We start from the raw sequence: 20,020 nt of genomic DNA, 5'->3' as shown, positions 1-20,020 counted from the left end.
CTCCTATACGTTGTGATCTATCCTATGTAACTACCAGATGGACAGTAGCCATTTGCGAGGTTTCCAGCGTTCTGTGACCAGACACGAATTTGATAGAATGTGCGACGCATTCTCTGCCAGCCGCTTAACGGCTTCAGCTCCAAATCGACGCTCGATGGCCCGCTCTCCTTCACTTATGGCAAATGTCCTTTTGCACGTATCATGTGCATCTGATGAAATGAAATGAAACCCGTTTTCTTTGCAAAAATGAAAACACCACTGCCGAACTTTCCGTCCGAAAAGCCCAGTGAAAGATTGAGCTGTGAGCTGACATAGTCCGCCTTGACTCAAGTAATCAGCCAACAACTTTGGCTTCTTCAAAATGACACGATTACGTTCCGGATGAGCAATAATAGGGGTAATTCCCGCTATTCGTAATTCATGCAGTATCCTGGGGAACTGTGAGGGAATATGACCAAAGGGCAGTTCCAGCAACATGTAACGACTTCCGGCGAGTGTGCAGCACTTTCCTGCATATAAGTCTCCAATCAGGTTGTCATGCACCCTGATCTCCTGTCCGGGACGGATCTCCAGGCGAATGTTACGTTTGCGAAGTTCTGCATGGAGCAGGTTCACGGCCTGATTGACCACCATCGGTTCATTGTTGTATTGCCCGTTCAGGTGATGCGGAGTAGCAATAATGGAGGTAATTCCTGAGGCTGCCGCCTTCTCAGCCATCGCAACGGACTGCTCCATTCGAACAGGACCATCATCTAGGCCGGATAATATGTGGCAGTGCATTTCAACCATATCCAAACTTCCTGAAATAGTATGAGCCCCCTCGCCCCTTTATTCATTGCGCAAATGCTTTTGGTGTTAAAGAACTAATGCATAACGCTATGAAATATAGTAAAATGGCGTTAAGTACATGTTTTGTTCAGAAATTGTTAAGAATCGACTTGGAATTATATGGTGAAATCAATGTAATGATAGGGTTCCTGCAGAGCCTTTTGTTCTGTTGCCTTTTCATACTGAAAACGGGAAACCGCGGGAAACTGAACTTCAGTAAGCATTGTGTTTAACTGTCCAGTTATATATAGTTTCTGTTCGTGCTGAATATGCAAGTTTGAATGATACATTGTGAGCTCTCCGAAGGGCTGTTTCCATTGCAACCTTGCGTGAAGTCGTACACATACATGTTGATCTTCAACATCCAAACCAATGAGCATTTCTGATGATACCGGCAAGTTCAGGTCGCTCAGGAAGGTGATTGCTTGAGTGTCCATTCCAAGTAACAGAACAGGGCGTCTTTTGCGGTCTACCATTTTCCCATGAAACTCCTGAATGTACATATGGACATTTAATTTCATATCAGCCCATTCCTGAATTATTGAATACATGGTTTCATTCCTTTAGAATGGATTAGCCTACATGGACTGCCTCCACTTCCTTCTCACAGGTATATGGTCCAGGCAACAAGGAGATACTTAAAATATTCCAAATGATACATTTTGTAACTCCATACGTCCAATTTACGATACAATACGTATCATGTCAAGCGGTATTTGGACATGGTTCTTTTGATTTACGACAATTTGAGATGTCCTTAGACAGACCTATTTACAAATGGAAATGGGTTAAAGGAAACACATGAGGAGTTACTCTTTTGCAGGAAAGCTGCCCTGATCAAACACTTGGCTCAGGATTGTTTCAATATATATTTGATGTCGTTCAGGGGGAAATAGCTTATGAGCTACGGAAATCGCATTGCAGAATTACGGGAACAGCGGGGACTTACTCAAGAAGAACTTGCGAGCTCCATTCATATTACAAGAGCTGCTCTCTCCCACTACGAGAAGAATCGACGTAAACCGGATTTCGAAGTGTTAACGAGACTTGCTGACATCTTTGAGGTGTCTATCGATTATCTTATAGGACGTACAAAGCAAAGTGATGTCGTGATGGATGAAGACGTACGTGATTTCGTGGATACCTTGGAGTTATCGGACAAAGAAGTGTTAGAACGCTTCGATCTGATGATTGATGGGAAGTCTTTAACAGAAGAAGAGGCACGTCGTTTTATTGCATTTGTCCGAATGGAACGCAGCATGGACTAAACCCGAAAAGAGGACCCAGTTCCCGAGAGATAACCTCTCTGGCTTCTGGGCTTTTTTTGTGTCTTAATTCCCTTTCATTCCATGCTTGTCTATTGTGTCAAGGACGCTTGTTGTTGACGGAGGATACGAAATGGTTCCAACGCTCCGGGTCGATTCCGCATTGCAGTAACACCTTCATGATGTCCATCTGGGTTGCTTCGACTTGTTTACCTGTCGGCCTACGATCGTCCCTGTTTGGATGCTTCATATTCATTCCGCTAACCTCTCTTATCTTTATACTTTCCCTGCCCTCCAAAACTAGCCTTATTATACTTGAGAAAGTTCCTCGATGTTGTCGTCTCATGGCGATAACGTTTTTTGATGGGGTTCTAATTTTGTCGAAAGCAAAATAGGAGCAATATGGTGCCGGAATGGCAACCATATTGCTCCTATTATTCTTAATACAACCTGTTCATGCACTTATAACTTTGAACAAGGAAGTTATTAACCTCCAGCACGTGCAAGTTCACGCATATTCGCTTCAAACGCTGCAAGCAGCGCTGCTTCTCCAGTCAAACCTGTTGCCTGAATCCGTTCGATCTGTTCTGTCATACGTTTGAAGTCCTTCGGAATAACCCGAACGAACTGATTCAGCGCATCTTGCCAGTTATCCAGAACGCGCTGACCGACAGCACTTCCTGTGTTGGCAACATGACGTTGAATCATGCCTCGCAGATCTGCACTTTCTGCCACATCTTCGATACGCTCCAAAAGAACCATTTCCAGATTACAACGTTTCAGGAATGTGCCTTCCGGATCATACACATAGGCAATACCTCCGGACATCCCTGCTGCAAAGTTACGACCTGTATCGCCCAGTACAACGACACGTCCACCTGTCATATACTCACAACCATGGTCGCCTACACCTTCAACAACTACTTTGGCGCCCGAGTTACGTACAGCAAATCGCTCACCCGCAATACCACGGATATACGCTTCACCGCTTGTTGCTCCGTAGAGAGCCGTATTACCAATAATGATGTTATCTTCCGCCTCAAACGTTGCTTTCGGAGAAGGCATCACGATCAGTTTACCTCCGGACAGTCCTTTACCTACGTAGTCATTGGAATCCCCTTCAACGGTCAAGGTCATACCTTTAGGTACAAAGGCCCCAAAGCTTTGTCCGGCAGAGCCGACAAACTTAAATTTAACCGTATCTTCAGGCAATCCTGCGAGTCCATATTTGCGTGTGATCTCACTACCCAAAATGGTACCTACTGCACGGTTAACGTTTGTAATTGGAAGCACCGCTTCAACCGGTTGACTGGATTCAATAGCAGCCTGTGCCAGTGGCAACAATTGTTGCATATCCAGCGTTTCTTCCAATTGGTGATTCTGATGCTGTGTACGGTAACGTGCAGAACCTTCCGGCATTTCAGGCACGTGCAGCAATACAGACAGATCCACACCTTTTTTCTTCCAGTGATCTACGGCTTCTACCGTTTCGAGGCAATCTGTACGTCCGACCATCTCCTGAATAGTACGGAAACCAAGATCAGCCATGATCTCACGCACATCTTCAGCAACAAATCGCATGAAGTTAACCACATGAGCTGGATCACCCATATAATTTTTACGCAATTCCGGATTCTGTGTCGCTACACCAACCGGACAGGTATCCATCTGACAGACACGCATCATGATACAGCCAAGTGCAACGAGCGGTGCCGTAGAGAATCCATACTCTTCTGCTCCTAGCAAGGCAGCAATCGCCAGGTCACGGCCGTTAAGCATTTTGCCATCTGTTTCGAGGACAACACGGTCACGCAGATTGTTCAACATCAACGTTTGATGTGTCTCTGCAAGACCTAGTTCCCAAGGCATACCTGCGTGGCGAATCGAACCTTGCGGCGATGCACCTGTACCACCGTCATAACCGCTGACAAGGATAATATCGGCACGGCCTTTGGCTACACCAGCTGCGATGGTACCCACACCCACTTCCGATACCAGCTTCACGTTAATCTCAGCACGCGGATTGGCATTTTTCAAGTCATAGATCAACTCTGCCAGATCTTCGATTGAGTAGATATCGTGATGCGGTGGTGGCGAGATCAGACCTACACCCGGTGTAGATCCACGAACTTCAGCAACCCAAGGATACACTTTACGTCCTGGCAGCTGTCCGCCTTCACCTGGTTTAGCTCCCTGAGCCATTTTAATCTGAATCTCGTCGGCATTAACCAAGTAGTTGGATGTAACACCAAAACGTCCGGATGCTACCTGTTTAATCGCACTACGACGGGAATCCCCGTTGCTATCTTTAATGAAGCGAGCCGGGTCTTCTCCACCCTCACCGGTATTGGATTTACCTCCAACACGGTTCATAGCGATGGCAAGATCTTCATGCGCCTCTTTACTGATCGAACCGAAGGACATTGCACCTGTTTTGAATCGACGCATGATATCTTCTACGGATTCAACTTCTTCGAGTGGAATGGAAGCTCCTACCGGTTTCAGCTTCAGCATGGAGCGAATGGTCAACAATTGATCATTCTCACCTTGCACAAGTTTGGAATATTTTTTATACAGCTTGTAATCCCCAGTGCGTACCGCATGTTGCAGGGTATGAATGGTTTGCGGATTGAACAGATGCTCTTCTCCGTCGTTACGCCATTGATAATCCCCACCGGAATCCAATACTTTATCGTTACCGTCTTTTTCCGTAAAGGCACGGTTATGATGTGTCAACGCTTCGGCTGCCACTTCTTCCAACCCAATTCCACCGATACGGGAAGGTGTCCAGGTAAAGTAACGGTCAACGAAGTCTGATTTCAGACCTACCGCTTCGAAGATTTGAGCTCCACGATACGATTGAATCGTAGAAATCCCCATTTTGGACAACACTTTAGTAACGCCTTTGGTAGCTGCTTTAATGTAGTTTTTCACTGCTTTCTCATGCGAGATACCACGCAGCAATCCTTGCTGAATCATGTCATCCAGCGTTTCAAAGGCCAGATAAGGGTTCACCGCACTTACACCATAACCCAGCAGCAACGCGTAGTGGTGAATATCACGCGGTTCTGCCGATTCAAGCATAATGCTGACTTTGGTTCTGGTTCCCTGGCGAATCAGATGGTGATGCAGACCTGCTACAGCAAGCAATGCAGGAATGGCAGCATTCTCTGCGTCCACACCGCGGTCAGACAGGATCAGAATGTTATGACCTTTGCCGATGACACGATCTGCAGCTTCGAAGAGCAAATCCATCGCTTTGCGAAGTCCTTCTGCCCCTTCCGCAGCGGTGAAGAAGATTGGAATCGTCATGGAGCGGAAGCCTGGGCGACGCACATGGCGAATCTTCGCAAAGTCTTCATTAGACAATACCGGTGTATCCAGACGGATCTGGCGACAACTCTCCGGTTCAGGGTTCAGCAAGTTGCGCTCAGGACCAATGGTTGTTGCCGTAGACGTTACAATCTCTTCACGGATTGCATCGATTGGCGGGTTGGTTACCTGGGCGAACATCTGTTTAAAGTAGTTGTACAGACGCTGTGGACGATCGGACAGCACAGCCAGCGGTGCATCATAACCCATCGAACCCGTAGCTTCCATACCTGTTGTTGCCATCGGCTCCAGGATTTTACGTAGTTCTTCAAATGTATAACCATAAGCGAGCTGAAGCTGGGTCACGTTATCATGTTTTGGATCAGGAAGTTCCGGTGCGTCCGGCAACTCGCTCAGATCCATCAAATGCTCATCAAGCCAATCCTGATACGGATTCTCGGCTGCAATGATTGCTTTTACTTCCTCATCCGCGATGATGCGGCCTTCTTGTGTATCCACAAGCAACATCCGACCTGGACGCAGACGATCTTTGTACAGGATCTCTTCCGGCGCAATATCAAGTACCCCAACTTCGGAGGACAGGATAATACGGTCATCCTTGGTTACATAATAACGAGCTGGACGCAATCCATTACGGTCAAGTGTTGCACCAATTTGCAAACCATCTGTAAAGGCCATTGCTGCTGGTCCATCCCAAGGCTCCATCATCGTGCTGTGATATTCATAAAATGCTTTTTTGGCAGGGTCCATGTCCTCATCTGTGCTCCAAGGTTCAGGAACCATCATCATCGCCACGTGTGGCAGGGAACGACCACTCAGATACAGGAACTCCAGCGTGTTATCAAACATGGCTGTATCCGAACCGTCCGGATTGATAACCGGTTTTACTTTCGCGATGTCGTTACCAAACAACTCGCTCTCGAACAAGGATTGCCGTGCATGCATCCAGTTCACGTTACCACGCATCGTATTGATCTCACCGTTGTGGATCATGAAACGATACGGGTGGGCACGTTCCCAGCTGGGGAAGGTGTTGGTACTGAAACGGGAATGCACAAGTCCAATGGCCGATTCCACGAGTTCTTCCTGCAGATCCAGATAGAACCCGCCAACTTGTTCAGTTGTCAGCATGCCTTTATATACAATTTTGCGACAAGACATGCTCGGAAGGTAGAACGAACCACCTTCTGCTTCATCTGCCGAATAACGAATAGCCAGCTCAGCGCATCTGCGAATAACATACAGCTTACGCTCGAATCCAAGCTCATCCTTCACATCTGCGGATCTTCCAATAAACACCTGACGTACATAAGGTTTTGCTGCAAGCGCAGAACGGCCAAGCATTTCATCAAAAGTAGGAACATCCCGGAAACCCAGGAACGTCTGACCTTCTTCTTCAATAATCTTCTTAAGGCTCTCTTCATGCGCACTGCGAATGGCAGGGTCCTGGGAAAGGAACAACATTCCTACGCCATAGAATCCCTGTTCAGGCAATGCAAAACCAAGACGTTCCGCTTCCTGTGCAAAGAAGCGATGTGGAATCTGAATCAGGATACCTGCTCCGTCACCGGAATTCGGCTCACTTCCCTGTCCTCCACGGTGTTCCATGTTACTAAGCATGGTCAGTGCCTGACTAACGATATCGTGTGAAGGTACTCCTTTGATGTTGGCAACAAAACCCATTCCGCATGCGTCTTTTTCGAACTGCGGGTCATACAGACCCTGTTTTGGAGGTAATCCGATGTGTCTCATGGAACGCAACCTTTCTATAATGAAGTATTTCGGAAAGATCAAGAACATAGGCAACAGGCAACAATGAAACGGGAGGAGCTGGCCTTTCGCTTGCGATAGAGCCTGCTAGATAGAAGAGGTGACAGCATGAGACTGTCAAAAATAATGCCTGCTATTGGGCAGAAGCCATTAAATGAGATGAGCTGATCCGGACGATCCGGCAAACAGCCTGTATAAATCAACACGCAGCCGCTGGCACGGCTACTGAAATGGAGCGACGTTTTTTTGATATAGTTCTATTATTTTAACACCGACCTAACATCAGCGCAATTTAAACTTTTTAATACCTCTGATAAGAAATGTTTTGCAGTACAGCTTTACAGTAGTGACGTTTAAATTCATCTCTTTTTCGAATAATTATACACTTTTTAAGCCAGAGTACAACTGAATTAAATTGCTGACAGAAGAAAATCGTTCCATGTGCCGCCTACGTTTATCCATAATTCCACCAAATTTTCACTGCTTAAGCCAGCGAAACTTTACTTCTCTATGCATTTGTATACAAAATAGCCTGCAACCCCTTTTTAGGGTCACAGGCTATTTGCACTATTTGACTACTATATTGCATAATTTCACTACAAGAAAATAAAGTTTTTTTTCAAAAATATGACCCTGCTGAAGATCAGGTTCGACTTATGCCGTCACAACTTGACCAGAATCAGCCTGTTCGACTTCTTTTTTCGGACGTCTGCCATTCCAGAGGAAGTAAGCAAGCGTCAGCAGAATGGATACACCTGCATAGATGCTAAGAATACCTGCCTGATGCCACATCACATCCAGATTACCACTCGATACTACGGCTTTGAAGCCCATAATGCTGTGTGTCATTGGCAACCAAGGGCTAAATGCCTGAAGCCATGATGGAATCAGTTCTACCGGGAAGGTTCCTGCACTAGCCGCAAGCTGGAAGACCAGAAGCAGAATGACAACATAACGTCCAGGCAGATCCAGCCAGGTTACAAGTGCCTGAACGATCAACATGAAGGTCAGCCCCGTAATAATGGTAAACAGATAGAACAGCCCTACGCTGTGCGTCTCCAGTCCAAGACCATATAACATGAAACTTGCCACGATAACTGATTGGAAAATACTTACGGACCCAAATACCAGTGTCCGGCTGACAAAACGATTCCAGCCTGTTGCACCAGGTACGGACGTTTCCCGCATTTTCAATACAATCGTGGAAATCAACGATCCCACAAACAGACCGATTGACAGGAAGAACGGTGTCAATCCTGTACCATAATTGCTCACGTTCTCTGCTGTATTCTCCGAGGAGTTTACCGGTTCAGCGAACATGTTCACTACATCATCCGTTTTCTTAACTTCGGATGTTTTCTGTGCGGCATCATTCAGCTTGGTTTCCAATTCACTCGAGCCATCTTTTAGCTCAGTAAGGCCGTCAGCCAGTTTGCCCGCGCCATCACCCAATTGCTTGGAACCATCGGTTAGTGAACTAACGCCACCACTGAGTTTACCTACACCCGTTTGCAAAGCTGTTGTTCCTGAGCCCAGTTGCTTGGCACCATCTGCAAGCAATGTACCGCCACTTGCAGCATCACCCAATTTGCCGCTGAACTGCTTCAGACCATCGGAGAGTTTCGCTCCTCCTTGACTAAGCTGCCCTGCACCAGCCAGCAATTGTTTCTGACCATCCACCAGCTGGTTCGCACCAGCAAGAAGTTGCTCCTGACCTCCATGAAGCTCAGTTGCACCCGCAGCCAGTTGCTGGTTGCCCTGATGTAGCTGATCTGCACCTTGTGCCAGCTTCTGCTCACTCTCATGCAGTTGTGCACTGCCGTCAGCAACAGCCTCACTTGCCGCAAGCAGTTTCTGTACATCCGCATTTTCGGCCAGTTCGGGGTTCGATGCAGCAAGCTGTTTCAATCCGGCGGCTACGCCCTGTGCACCATCAGCAACCTTGGAACTGCCATCTACAGCCGATTGCAGGCCTGTTGCCAGTGTACCACTGCCCTGAACAGCACTTTGCAGACCATCCGACAGCTTCGCACTGCCCTGTTCTGATGATTTCAGACCAGCCTGCAACTTACTTGTGCCATCCAGTGAAGACTGGAGTCCAGTTTCCAACTTGGCGCTGCCATCCTTCAACTGATCTGCTCCGCTCTGAAGCTGGCTCGAAGCAGCTGCCTGAAGCTGTTGCAGACCGGATACAAGATTTGATGTTCCACTTTCAAGCTTGGTTGCCCCTGTGTGCAACGCGTTAACACCATCACTTAATGGAGAAAGTCCTTCCTGAAGTTCAAGCGTTCCGGATGCAAGCTTCGCCAGGTTATCCTTGAGCTTAACAGCACCATCATCCAGTTTGCCTGCACCGGTATTCAGTTCACCCGCCCCATCGCCTGCCTCAGCCAAGCCATCCGATACTTCGGAGAACTTGTCGAGCAATGTCTCTGCATAGGATTCCGTTACTTTGGCTGAGACTTTTGCTTTCAGGTCCTTAATAGCGGTCTTACCGATCTGTGCACCAACAAAACTGTAATTGCCATTCGGTTCATAGATCAGATCAGCCGGCTCCGGCTTGTCATCCAGCAATGTTGTTGCCTGAGATGAGAAGTTCTCCGGAATCGTAATTTGCATATAATATTTGTCATTACTCATGCCTTCTTTGGCTTGACTGGCACTGACAAAGTCCCATTTAAAATCGCCATTTTTCTTCAGCTCATCCACCAGATCACTACCTACATGGAGGGATTTGCCCTCCAGCTCAGCACCTTTATCCAGATTGACAACGGCAACCGGCATCTCATCCACATGACCATACGGGTCCCAATAGGCTGCCAGATAGATGCCACTATACAGGATCGGTATAAACATAATTGCAATAACAGGGATCAACACCTTCGGGTTTCTCACGGCCGATCCCACATCCTTGAAAAACACGGATAAAGATTTCATGTCATTTTCTCCCCTTAATCTCTCTGCTCCATGAGCAGGAATAACCATAATGAAATACAATGTCGCATTCCAGAAAACATACTGAAACACGGAGTGACCACTTTCCTCAAACGGTCACTTTAGGACAAAAAAACAACCTGTCTTCCGACAAGCCTCCCTGCTTGATACGCGTGAAAATCCTTATATTATAGTAGATTAAATTTGGATTACGTTACAGCAGCAATTCCTTCCATTAAGAAAAGGCGAAAGTAAGTCTTAATTTCCTCTTTGCTCAGCGGTTGATGTTGTTTGCTCCAGTCTGAGGTGAGTGCAATATACAGGCGAATCATCATAAATGCGACGACTTGCGGATCACAATCTCGAATCTCTCCATTGTCTTTTGCTTTCTCAAGCTCCTTAGCCAGAAAGTCGGAGATTACTTTCTCCACCTTGTCCAAGCCTTCCTTGGCCTGCAGTGTTCCAAAGTCCTTCAGCTCCTGAGATAACTTAACAAGCAGATCGTGATCACGACGAAACTCTAACAAGGCATCCAGTACCCGAAACAGATTATCGAAAAATGCACTTTCCTGATGTACTTCACGATGCGCGATGTTCTTCATTTCCTGTATCACTTCTACCAGGATCTGATCAAACAATTGTTCCTTATTGGTGAAAAACGTATAGATCGTTCCTTTGCCAACGTTCGCAATCTTGGCGACCTGATCCATCGTCGTTGCTTTGTATCCAAACATGGCAAACGACTGGGCTGCTGCATGAATAACCTGCTGTCTCCTGTCAATCGGAGCCATCTAATCCCTCCTTTAATCACATTCATTGTTCAATCGCTCTACATAAATGACCAGAAATACAATTCGGTCATTCGGTCAAAAACTACAATACCACCTTCGAAAACAGATTGCAACCCTAACATTTTAAAAATTGTGTTAATATTTTTTAACCTAAATGCAGTGGAAACTCCTTCTGTCGTCGTCTATAGTGTAAGATGACTCAGATAATACGTGTATATAATGAAGTTTAGGTTGTCTCATTGTAAGATATATGGTGTAAATATTCATAGAAGAAACATGATTTTGTGCTTCAATGTATATTCATGTAGTAACGCATTCCATAGCTAGAATAAACAATGAATATCTTCATTTTGAATTAAAACTTATGAATAAAGGTGAACTAATGCGAAAACCAAGAGTGCTCTTATTATCGGAAGGTTTCGGTACCGGTCACACTCAGGCCGCTCATGCGCTGGCACATGGCATCAAAAAAGTCAGTCCACATGTTCACAGTCGTGTCATTGAACTAGGCAAATTTTTGAACCCAACGGTAGCTCCACTAATTTTCTCTGCATATCGAAAGACACTATCGGTCCAACCCAAACTGGTCAGCCTGTTGTACCGCACACAGTACAATAAATCATTAAATGGTTTTACCAAGCTGGCGTTGCACCGAATTTTCTATACACAGACGGCACAGGTCGTATCCCAACTGAAACCGGATGCGGTGATCTGTACCCATCCTTTTCCGAATGCTGTGATCTCCCGGCTCAAACGCCAAGGTCTGAATATCCCGCTCTATACGGTTGTGACGGATTATGACGTGCACGGAACATGGATTAATCCGGAAGTGAACAAATATCTGGTCTCTACCCCTCAGGTCAAAGCATTGCTTGAGATCCGGGGTGTCGATCCCTCCCATATTCAGATCACGGGAATCCCTGTGCATCCAGACTTCTGGGAAGCTGGAGATAAGGTGAAGCTACGTGAAGAGATGGGGCTTCAGAACATGCCTACAGCGCTACTTATGGGTGGTGGATGGGGACTTTCGTTTGATGAGGATCATATGAAAGCTCTCACGTCTTGGGCAGATCGTGTTCAATTGGTCTTCTGTCTAGGAAGCAATGAAAAAATGATCGCAAAAATGAAGGAAATGCCTTGCTTCCAGCATCCGAATATTCGTATTCTTGGATATACACGGGAAGTAAGCAAACTGATGGATGTATCCGATGTGCTCATTACGAAACCAGGTGGAATGACATGCACTGAAGCGCTGGCCAAGGGTCTACCGATGTTGTTTATTCCTCCGATTGCAGGTCAAGAGGAAGAGAACTGTGAATACTTTGTACAAGCCGGATACGGCCACGTCATTCACTCTGCCGACGTGATCACCAATCGTTTCAGACAACTAGTGGAGCAGGCATCTACTCAAACTGAAAGCCCGCTGAACGTAGCGCATCATTCAGGTAACCATTCGGTCTATGATCCGAAGTGCTGTGCTCAAGCTGTTCATGACTTATTGTTTCCGACGACAGCCGAAGTCACAACAACCTCCTTGGAGCGCTTCACAGCCGGAATTACTGCCACGTCCTTGTCAGGTACCAGAATACCATTCTAACGCCTCTACGGACCTATAGAACAGCTCTCACGAGGTGTTATAGGGGACAAGACAATTGCTCACGATATACAAAGAAGGTTCCCTTCCGAATTTTTGGAAGGGAACCTTCTTTTATTTTCACTAATTCCACCGTATGATTTGGCAGAAAAAAGGGTAATTTAGAGTATAACGATATTTTTTAATAACGAAATAAAACTACGATTCAGGCTTTTTCAAGGGCCGTGTGATGCACACACAGTTAACTACCCTGCCTGTTTGCAGAATTTACGGGTCGATTACTTGTAAAAAGTATGATGACCGATCGTTTTTACTTTTTTCTGCGAGCGGGCAACTGTCAGATCGTCGGCAAGCGTCAATGATAAGAAATAATACGTATCATCGGCAACTTCCTTCTTCCCGTTCAACGCAGCATTCACTGCTTTGATGCTGTCCTCGTTGGGAACCACACGTTTCATACGTCCGTTCGCTACAGGACTAAACTGGGATTTCTGATAGATGACCTTGTAAATGGTATCGGGAAAATTGGCTGACCGCAGCCGGTTTAAGACAACATTGGCAACTGCCACTTTGCCTTCGTACGGTTCACCTTCCGCTTCTGCCATGACGATTTTTTGCAGCAGATGCAGTTCTTTATCGGACACACTGTATGACCAGGTTGCAAGTTTCGAGTCTTCCTGGTTCAGAAGTTTGGTCCGTGTAAAGTATAGTTTTTGGGGGGGAGTTGTTACAGCAGCGACTTCTTTGGCACGTTTCACTTTGGCCAATTTCAGTGCAGCTTCTTTTTTGGCTTTGGCCGCAGCTACCGCTCTAGCTTTGTTCTTGGCCTTGGCTTCTTGCAGTTCCTGCTCTTCTTGAGCAGTCGTAAGCCAGTTCTTCGCTGGCAAAGATTCAGTCCACGCTACGGTTTGGGCAGACAGATTAGAGGACAGACTTGTCCCATCTTCCATCATGCGCCTCTCTTCTTGCGTAGATGTTTGGTTATTTTGCACAGAAGCCGTAAGTTCGGTCATCTGTTTACTATCACTAGCTTCATTCCACTTCCCCGTCGCCTGAACGACATTTACCCCCACTATACATACAAGCAGCACTGATAACATCGGTGCTACCCAACGATTTTTGCTTATAATGTTCATTCGAAGATTCCTCCTGTCGAAACAATTCCCTTAACTAAGTAACCCAAAAAAAAGAATTTGAATAACGATGGCTAATATTACATAGGGATAAACGTTATGTCAATGTGATTTTATGGCATAAAAATGATTATCAGGAAAAAGTGAACGTATCCACGACCTCATACATTGGCAATTGTCCCAGCCTTGTCACATAAAGTACAATGTCCTCCACCATCCATGAATTAACACCTGTGGAATGTTCCGGAAGCACTCCAGATATCCCTTTATTTTCATTACCTGGAAGCTGTCCCAGATATTTTCTGGCAATGGTAATGTGGGGAGCATAAGGTCTTAATTCAGCTTCATACCCCAGGGGCGAAGTCGCCTGCACGATTTGTTTTTGCAATGAAAACAAGTGCTCTATCTCTCCGCTAACACCTTTCCAAAGCACCTTAGGTGCTTCTTCAAGTCCAAATGTACCCCAGTCGGAAAGCTGAAGTTCAAACGGCTGAAATCCGCTTGCTGCTGAGCGCAATGCTTTTCGCAGGTGCCCGATGTCACTAACTAATGTATCCCCCAGAAATTGCAAGGTTATATGATAATCTCTATGATCTGTCCATTTACGAAAATCTAGCTTGTTCTGTACAAGCCTCGCATCCATCTGAAGAGACTGCTGAACAGCAACAGGAAGACGAATGGCTACAAACAATCTTTCCCGTCGGGATGAATGATCCTGATGTGATTGGTTATTCATTGCATACACCTCTCTAAAGTTCGCTCTATTATTTCATAACTATACATATCGTTTCAAGTTGGGTAAGTATAGAGTGACACAAATATAACCATTTGCAAATAAGGCTAGATTCCTGCATTTCCCACCTTAATGCACATCCAACACCAAATCTGATACACTTTGATCATCACACTCATCAAACTATTTATCTCAGGAGGACCACACATTATGGGTAAAATTGTATGTTTTCCATCTCTATCTGAAGAACAGCAACAACGCATTCAGAATGCTGCACCAGAATACACCCTGAAATTCGGAAAAGCCAAGGAATTGGACCCCGCTGAGTTGAAAGAAGCTGAGATTATTCTCGGCTGGTCCCCACTCGTCACAGAACATGCATTGAAACAGGACAGCCTGTTGAAGTGGGTTCAGGTCTGGTCTGCTGGTGTGGACAATCTCCCCTTCGCAGATTTGCAACAAAAGAACGTCCAGGTCACCAGTGCAAATGGAGTTCACGCGATTCCAATCACCGAAATTATTCTGGGCATGATGTTATCCCACAGTCGCTGGCTGAGACAAGCTATGCTGCATCAACAGCAGTCCGAATGGAAAGCTCCTGCCAAACCACTGCCGGAACTGCATGGCAAAACAGCGGTCATCGTTGGTGTAGGTGAGATCGGTACGGAAACAGCCCGTATTCTCAAAGCACTCGGCATGCACACAATCGGAGTTCGTCGCTCAGGTAAGGATGTCCCCAATGTGGACCAAATGTACGACATGACCGGTTTACATGAAGCCTTGAGCCAAGGCGATTATGTAATTAACATTTTACCGCTAACTGATGAAACCAAACATATATATGATCAAACTGCATTTGAGCAGTTCCGATCCGGTGCCTGCTTCGTCAATGTGGGCCGTGGCCCCAGTGTGAAAACGGAAGCGTTGCTGAATGCACTCCAAAACGGCCAAGTTGCCTTCGCCGCACTGGACGTGTTCGAAGAAGAACCTCTTCCTGCAGACCACCCGCTATGGAGCATGGATAACGTGTTAATTACGCCCCATATCGCAGGAAGTACAGAGCAATACGCGGATCGAGCAGTTGATATTTTCGTCAAAAATCTGGAAGCTTACGTCGCTGGCGATACCCTGCCGGTGAACCTTGTGGATTATAGTCATAAATATTAACACAAACACCCGTTCCCATGCAATATTGTGCAAATCAGATCAACGATATCAATGGATATGTACGCAATAAAAAACGCTACCTCTGGGAAATCTAAATTCCCTTAGAGGTAGCGTTTTTGTTTTTTTACGCTTACATACACAGCCAAATGTGACGTATAAACGTGCCTTTGTGTACTGTTCTGTACTCTTTTACAGTCCATCCCGCTTCCAACAAGTGCTCTTCTACCCACTCTGTGGAAACAATCACTGCCCGTTTTGCCAAACTGCGCAAACTCTCCAGCATGGCTCGTTGCTCAGCATCCGGAAGTACAGAGCAGAGATTATAGGGCATGTCCAGAATTGCCGCATCATACAAATCTTGCAGTTCATTCATATCCCCCAGTGTGATTCGATCTGAATCATATCCATAATGCGGCAGATTGATTCGCGCACCTCGGACAGCCAGAGGATTGAGATCGTTACCTTTTGCATCAATTCCCATGGATAAAGCCTCAATCACAACCGTTCCCATACCACAGCATGGATCAAGAAATCGATGATTTTCTACTCTCGGAACAGCAATATTAACCAGCGCTCTCGCAAGCGTGATGCCAAATCCAGTTGAGTAATTTTGCGGCTTCTGCCGATGAATCTGCCATGATCGATCCGCTTCTGTCCACTGGCCCAAGATCCATTTTTCTCCTGTTCGGATTAGGCCGAAAGTCACCTTAGGTTGTTTCATCTGTGCCTTGCCTTTAATGCACATGCCAACTTCTTTTTCCAGTTGACGAGACTGTGCATAATCAGGGGCTTGATCCCCTTCTTTTAGACAAACTACCTTGAATGTCTCATCTGGCAACAGGTGAATATTTTTGGCAAGAGGAAGCAGATCCATCACAGTCTCCCCTTCGCCGATCACGTCTAGTCTGCCGTGGATAAAAGGACTGCGTCCAGGTGGAATACATCGTTCAGACCACACATACGACCCCATATCCATACGGATCTCCGAACTCGGTTCAAGCAGCGTAGTCAGCTCCAGCATGCATAATCCTTGCTCGTTCTCGTGGCAAGCAAAGGTGTAGAGGTGTTTCCCAGAAGTAGCGTACATACCAAGTGTCTCATCAGGCAAAATTCCCCTCTCCTTCCTTCATTAATCATGTTTCTTCTATATAAATAGTAAGCTCATTGAAGACATATCAAATACGACTCATACGTTTGCTTTCAGGTAGTCATTGTATACAATGTTAGGCTCCTAGACAACTATCCATTTCCTTGCACGTATCTATTTGGACAAAAAAAAGTAAGGTGTTCCCATTGTTTAGGAACGCCTTACTTTTTTTTGAGATTATAACATTGGAAATCTAATCGTTCTTGCCAGTAAACGTTGTAGGCCAATAGCTCATATATCATACTGATTTCTCACCATTAGCCGCCTGCGTGATTCCAGCTTCTTCTATTATAAGAAGATTATATTTTTAATTTTTCAATGGATGTAAGCAAATCTTCGGATAATTCTTTCAGGCTTTGAATGTTGCCGCTAATCGTTTCCATGGAACTTACTTGCTCTTCCGCCGATGCAGAAACTTCTTCCACACTCGCTGCCGATTGTTCCGAAACAGCGGAAATCTGCTGACTGAAATCATTCATTCGTCCGCTCGCTTCCTGCATGCCTGCGAGACCATCTGTCATAGTGCCGATGACACCAACCATGCCTTCCACCGATTCATTAATTGTACGGAAGAGTTGACCTGAAGTAAGCACATGTTCCTGACCCAGTTCGGTCTCCTGAACGTTCGTACGTAATTCCGCAACCACCCCTTGTGACTCCTGCTGAATATCCTCGGTGATCGCCGTGATCTCTTCAACCGAAGTCTGCACAGCCTCAGATAACTTCCTCACTTCTGATGCCACTACGGCGAATCCGCGTCCACTCTCTCCCGCACGCGCTGCCTCAATGGAGGCATTTAATGCCAGCAGATTGGTTTGGCGTGCAATGTCATGAATGACTTGAACCAGCTTGGAAATATCTTCATTTTTACGATTCAACCGTTCCATTTTGTCCATGGAAGCCGAGACCGAGCCGGAAATCTGTTGCATCTGCTGCACCGACTGTTCCATCACCTTGCGACCATTCAGCCCTTGTTCCAGTACACGATCCGACATGACGCGCAACTGGCTGCCTTGTTCCGTATGACTCTGAATGTGATCATTCAACACTTCAACCGTACGAGCTGATTCCACGGCTGTCTCTGCCTGGCTCTCTGCGGCCTTGGCTGACTCTTCCATGGTCACAGCAATCTGGCGACTACCAATCTTAACCTCTTCTGAGGATATTGCCAGTTCCCCACTTTGTAGATTAACAGCTTCCGCAATTCGTCTGACGCTCAGAACCATGGAAGTCAGGTTACCTTTCATGTCATTCACCGCTTTGGCCAGAACACCAACTTCATCCTCATGTTTGGTATGTATGTCCTGAACATTCAATTGGCCTTCTGCAATCAGTTTCACCGCACTAATGACACGTAGCAGTGGTTTCACGACCTGTGAACGAATAATCGGAATGCTGATCGCTGTAATGGCAATCATGACAAGAACACCGATAATGATGATTAATCTACCATCCTGTACCGATCTGATCGTTTGGGCCGCCGCAAGATTGGACTGTTCCTGATTGTATTCCACAAGATAATCAAGATCGACTTGCATGGTGTCAAAGGAATCAGCACCTTTATCAGCTACTTCCTTCGCCAGCTGTGTCTGACCCTCATCACTCAGCTTGATCGATTGCGTATTAATCTTGAGATACGCTTCCCATTTGTTCTTGAACGCATTCCAGTGTTCGAGCTCTTCCGCAGACTTCTCCTGCTGATCATAGATTTTAATCGCCTGCGTCGTTTCACGAATATACTTGGTACGCTCTTCTGACAAAAATGCCTTGTCTGTTTCATCCGCGTCAAAGTGACGATAACTCAGTGACAGGACATGCTCTGTGGTATAATTTAACCGGTTAATTTGCTGGATTGATGGCATCCAATTGTTCGTAATTTCATTAGTGTTGGTTTCAATTGAATTCATCCGGGTGACAATCGTGACACTCAAAATAATTAAACAGAGGATTAACAAGTAGAACGCGATGCTGATACGCAGACCGATACTCTTGATCTTGAATCTGCTGAACATATGATTTCCCCCTTGACCTCTTCGGTCATCCCGAATTCAGGTGCTTATGTCATTGTTTTCCCTTCTTTTGACCTCTTGTCAAAAGAACTTCTCTATATTATATCGATAGGAAAATAGACGTAAAGTATTATAACATTATTTTGTCATTAAGATGCTTGGTTTTGTAAAAGATTGTTGAATCTTGACAAAGTCCAAACCGAAGAGCTGCAGCATTCGGTAAAGTCCCGATCTGCAGCTCTTCGGTTTGTTCGGATTTCAACGGCTAACATCATAAAATGATCAGCCTAGTTCAGTATTGCCGTCTTATGCTCAGCCAGCAATCGATATGAATCCAACCTGCGCTCATAATCTGGTCCTGCCGTAACCAGAAGCAACCTCTCCGTATCCAGCCTGCGACTCACCTGTTGCAATCGCGCCCATACCTGCTCAGTTGTACCTGCATAGTGCCGTACCGATTCATTTTGATCACTAACGGCCTCATCATTCGTGTCAGAGCCCGCGATACCGCTTGAATTCAGCTCGGTTGAATGTTCTTTCCCATCCAGCTTGCGCCTCTCCGCCATGTCACGACTCCAGGCCATAGCATCCGTCTCTGACTCAGCACACAATACGCTGACTGCCACCATAACCTCAGGCTCCTTCATCGTTGCACTAGGCATAAATCCTTCTCGGTATCGCCTTACAGCCTCTGTACCATCGGCATCACTCATGAATTGGCCAAAGACATATCCCATGCCAAACCGTGCCGCAAATTCTGCACTCTTCACGTTAGTTCCCAGCATCCAGAGTGATAACGGAAGCTTGGGAATCGGACGAGCTGTCACGGGATGATCCTCATACATGTAGCGGTCTTCGAGCAGTTCTGTGAGTGCTGCGAGCGATTCAGGCAGCTTGGACACATGCTGCAAATAATTGCCACTGAGTGCCATCGTGGCATGAGTTCCACCGCCAGGAGCACGTCCGAGCCCAAGCTCAATGCGCCCCGGATAGAGCGCAGCCAGCAGGCGGAACGACTCCGCAACCTTGAGCGGGCTATAATGCGGCAACAAGACCGCACCAGAGCCAAGTTGGATCGTTGTTGTCCTTGCTCCGATGTGCGATAACAGAACTTCAGGAGAGGCCGATGCCAGTTCAGCCATATCATGATGCTCTGACGTCCAGTATCGGGCGTATCCCCAAGCCTCGGCATGTTGCGCAAGTGTCACCGATTGTTGAAGCGCCTGTTCCGCTGTGGCATCGTCTAACCTTGGAACAAGGTCAAGTACGCCCAGACTGAACGTCTCACTCATTCGCTTAGCCACGCGTCTCATCTC

The 20,020-nt window shown here is 46.3% G+C and carries 14 protein-coding genes; 3 read left to right on the top strand and 11 right to left on the bottom strand.

Annotation, left to right across the window (positions count from 1 at the left end; genetic code table 11):
• Window positions 1-30: 30 nt before the first annotated feature.
• Both AC1DE7_RS27155 and AC1DE7_RS27150 read right to left on the bottom strand, forming a co-directional pair.
• The gene (locus AC1DE7_RS27155; RefSeq protein ID WP_036611338.1) at window positions 31-789 is read right to left on the bottom strand and encodes a tyrosine-protein phosphatase; all 759 of its coding nucleotides are present in this window, start codon (window positions 787-789) and stop codon (window positions 31-33) included.
• Between the two features lie 155 nt (window positions 790-944).
• Window positions 945-1,349: a hypothetical protein gene (locus tag AC1DE7_RS27150; protein ID WP_127551237.1), complete on the bottom strand. Its 405-nt coding sequence runs from the start codon at window positions 1,347-1,349 to the stop codon at window positions 945-947.
• 378 nt (window positions 1,350-1,727) lie between these two features.
• Here AC1DE7_RS27150 and AC1DE7_RS27145 point away from each other — a divergent pair, with 378 nt between their 5' ends.
• Entirely contained in the window at window positions 1,728-2,096 is a 369-nt protein-coding gene (locus AC1DE7_RS27145) for a helix-turn-helix domain-containing protein (protein WP_076251429.1), read from the top strand.
• 97 nt (window positions 2,097-2,193) lie between these two features.
• Here AC1DE7_RS27145 and AC1DE7_RS27140 read toward each other — a convergent pair whose 3' ends face one another.
• The 4 genes from AC1DE7_RS27140 to AC1DE7_RS27125 all read right to left on the bottom strand — a co-directional run bounded on the left by AC1DE7_RS27140 (window position 2,194) and on the right by AC1DE7_RS27125 (window position 10,921).
• On the bottom strand, window positions 2,194-2,349 hold the full coding sequence (locus AC1DE7_RS27140) for a hypothetical protein (RefSeq protein WP_017690128.1): 156 nt from the start codon (window positions 2,347-2,349) through the stop codon (window positions 2,194-2,196).
• A gap of 230 nt (window positions 2,350-2,579) precedes the next feature.
• Window positions 2,580-7,178, bottom strand: coding sequence for a glutamate synthase large subunit (gene gltB, locus AC1DE7_RS27135; RefSeq protein WP_127551239.1), 4,599 nt, complete (start codon window positions 7,176-7,178; stop codon window positions 2,580-2,582).
• A 672-nt stretch (window positions 7,179-7,850) separates the two neighbouring features.
• On the bottom strand, window positions 7,851-10,133 hold the full coding sequence (locus tag AC1DE7_RS27130; protein WP_127551241.1) for a YhgE/Pip domain-containing protein: 2,283 nt from the start codon (window positions 10,131-10,133) through the stop codon (window positions 7,851-7,853).
• A 206-nt stretch (window positions 10,134-10,339) separates the two neighbouring features.
• Window positions 10,340-10,921 carry a TetR/AcrR family transcriptional regulator gene (locus tag AC1DE7_RS27125; protein WP_036611349.1) on the bottom strand — a complete coding sequence of 194 codons (582 nt, stop codon included), beginning with the start codon at window positions 10,919-10,921 and terminating at the stop codon, window positions 10,340-10,342.
• 382 nt (window positions 10,922-11,303) lie between these two features.
• Between AC1DE7_RS27125 and AC1DE7_RS27120 the strand changes: the two genes are divergently transcribed.
• Complete coding sequence (locus AC1DE7_RS27120; protein WP_047841963.1) at window positions 11,304-12,518, top strand: UDP-N-acetylglucosamine--LPS N-acetylglucosamine transferase; 1,215 nt, start codon at window positions 11,304-11,306, stop codon at window positions 12,516-12,518.
• Between the two features lie 275 nt (window positions 12,519-12,793).
• Here AC1DE7_RS27120 and AC1DE7_RS27115 read toward each other — a convergent pair whose 3' ends face one another.
• Together AC1DE7_RS27115 and thpR are read right to left on the bottom strand one after the other, a co-directional pair.
• Entirely contained in the window at window positions 12,794-13,651 is an 858-nt protein-coding gene (locus AC1DE7_RS27115) for a cell wall hydrolase (protein WP_036611353.1), read from the bottom strand.
• 130 nt (window positions 13,652-13,781) lie between these two features.
• A complete protein-coding gene (gene thpR, locus AC1DE7_RS27110) occupies window positions 13,782-14,384 on the bottom strand; it encodes an RNA 2',3'-cyclic phosphodiesterase (protein ID WP_051447214.1) in 603 nt (200 codons plus the stop codon).
• Between the two features lie 207 nt (window positions 14,385-14,591).
• Between thpR and AC1DE7_RS27105 the strand changes: the two genes are divergently transcribed.
• Window positions 14,592-15,548: a D-2-hydroxyacid dehydrogenase gene (locus tag AC1DE7_RS27105; protein ID WP_477535595.1), complete on the top strand. Its 957-nt coding sequence runs from the start codon at window positions 14,592-14,594 to the stop codon at window positions 15,546-15,548.
• A gap of 130 nt (window positions 15,549-15,678) precedes the next feature.
• Here AC1DE7_RS27105 and AC1DE7_RS27100 read toward each other — a convergent pair whose 3' ends face one another.
• From AC1DE7_RS27100 to AC1DE7_RS27090, 3 genes are all read right to left on the bottom strand, one after another.
• Window positions 15,679-16,656, bottom strand: a complete 978-nt coding sequence (locus AC1DE7_RS27100; RefSeq protein WP_477535594.1) for a TRM11 family SAM-dependent methyltransferase — start codon at window positions 16,654-16,656, stop codon at window positions 15,679-15,681.
• A 338-nt stretch (window positions 16,657-16,994) separates the two neighbouring features.
• Window positions 16,995-18,707: a methyl-accepting chemotaxis protein gene (locus AC1DE7_RS27095; RefSeq protein WP_051449613.1), complete on the bottom strand. Its 1,713-nt coding sequence runs from the start codon at window positions 18,705-18,707 to the stop codon at window positions 16,995-16,997.
• Between the two features lie 284 nt (window positions 18,708-18,991).
• Window positions 18,992-20,017, bottom strand: a complete 1,026-nt coding sequence (locus AC1DE7_RS27090) for an MsnO8 family LLM class oxidoreductase (protein ID WP_477535593.1) — start codon at window positions 20,015-20,017, stop codon at window positions 18,992-18,994.
• Window positions 20,018-20,020: the final 3 nt, after the last annotated feature.

The sequence above is a fragment of the Paenibacillus sp. 10L310 genome, from assembly GCF_056395745.1.
This window is presented reverse-complemented; position numbering and strand designations above follow the sequence as displayed.

Excerpts from the sequence above, each read along its gene's own strand:
- AC1DE7_RS27105 (WP_477535595.1), top strand. The coding sequence starts at position 14,592 with ATGGGTAAAATTGTATGTTTTCCATCTCTATCTGAAGAACAGCAACAA.
- AC1DE7_RS27095 (WP_051449613.1), bottom strand. The coding sequence starts at position 18,707 with ATGTTCAGCAGATTCAAGATCAAGAGTATCGGTCTGCGTATCAGCATC.
- AC1DE7_RS27130 (WP_127551241.1), bottom strand. The coding sequence starts at position 10,133 with ATGAAATCTTTATCCGTGTTTTTCAAGGATGTGGGATCGGCCGTGAGA.
- AC1DE7_RS27155 (WP_036611338.1), bottom strand. The coding sequence starts at position 789 with ATGGTTGAAATGCACTGCCACATATTATCCGGCCTAGATGATGGTCCT.
- AC1DE7_RS27125 (WP_036611349.1), bottom strand. The coding sequence starts at position 10,921 with ATGGCTCCGATTGACAGGAGACAGCAGGTTATTCATGCAGCAGCCCAG.
- AC1DE7_RS27150 (WP_127551237.1), bottom strand. The coding sequence starts at position 1,349 with ATGAAATTAAATGTCCATATGTACATTCAGGAGTTTCATGGGAAAATG.
- AC1DE7_RS27115 (WP_036611353.1), bottom strand. The coding sequence starts at position 13,651 with ATGAACATTATAAGCAAAAATCGTTGGGTAGCACCGATGTTATCAGTG.
- AC1DE7_RS27145 (WP_076251429.1), top strand. The coding sequence starts at position 1,728 with ATGAGCTACGGAAATCGCATTGCAGAATTACGGGAACAGCGGGGACTT.
- gltB (WP_127551239.1), bottom strand. The coding sequence starts at position 7,178 with ATGAGACACATCGGATTACCTCCAAAACAGGGTCTGTATGACCCGCAG.
- AC1DE7_RS27120 (WP_047841963.1), top strand. The coding sequence starts at position 11,304 with ATGCGAAAACCAAGAGTGCTCTTATTATCGGAAGGTTTCGGTACCGGT.
- thpR (WP_051447214.1), bottom strand. The coding sequence starts at position 14,384 with ATGAATAACCAATCACATCAGGATCATTCATCCCGACGGGAAAGATTG.
- AC1DE7_RS27140 (WP_017690128.1), bottom strand. The coding sequence starts at position 2,349 with ATGAATATGAAGCATCCAAACAGGGACGATCGTAGGCCGACAGGTAAA.
- AC1DE7_RS27090 (WP_477535593.1), bottom strand. The coding sequence starts at position 20,017 with ATGAGACGCGTGGCTAAGCGAATGAGTGAGACGTTCAGTCTGGGCGTA.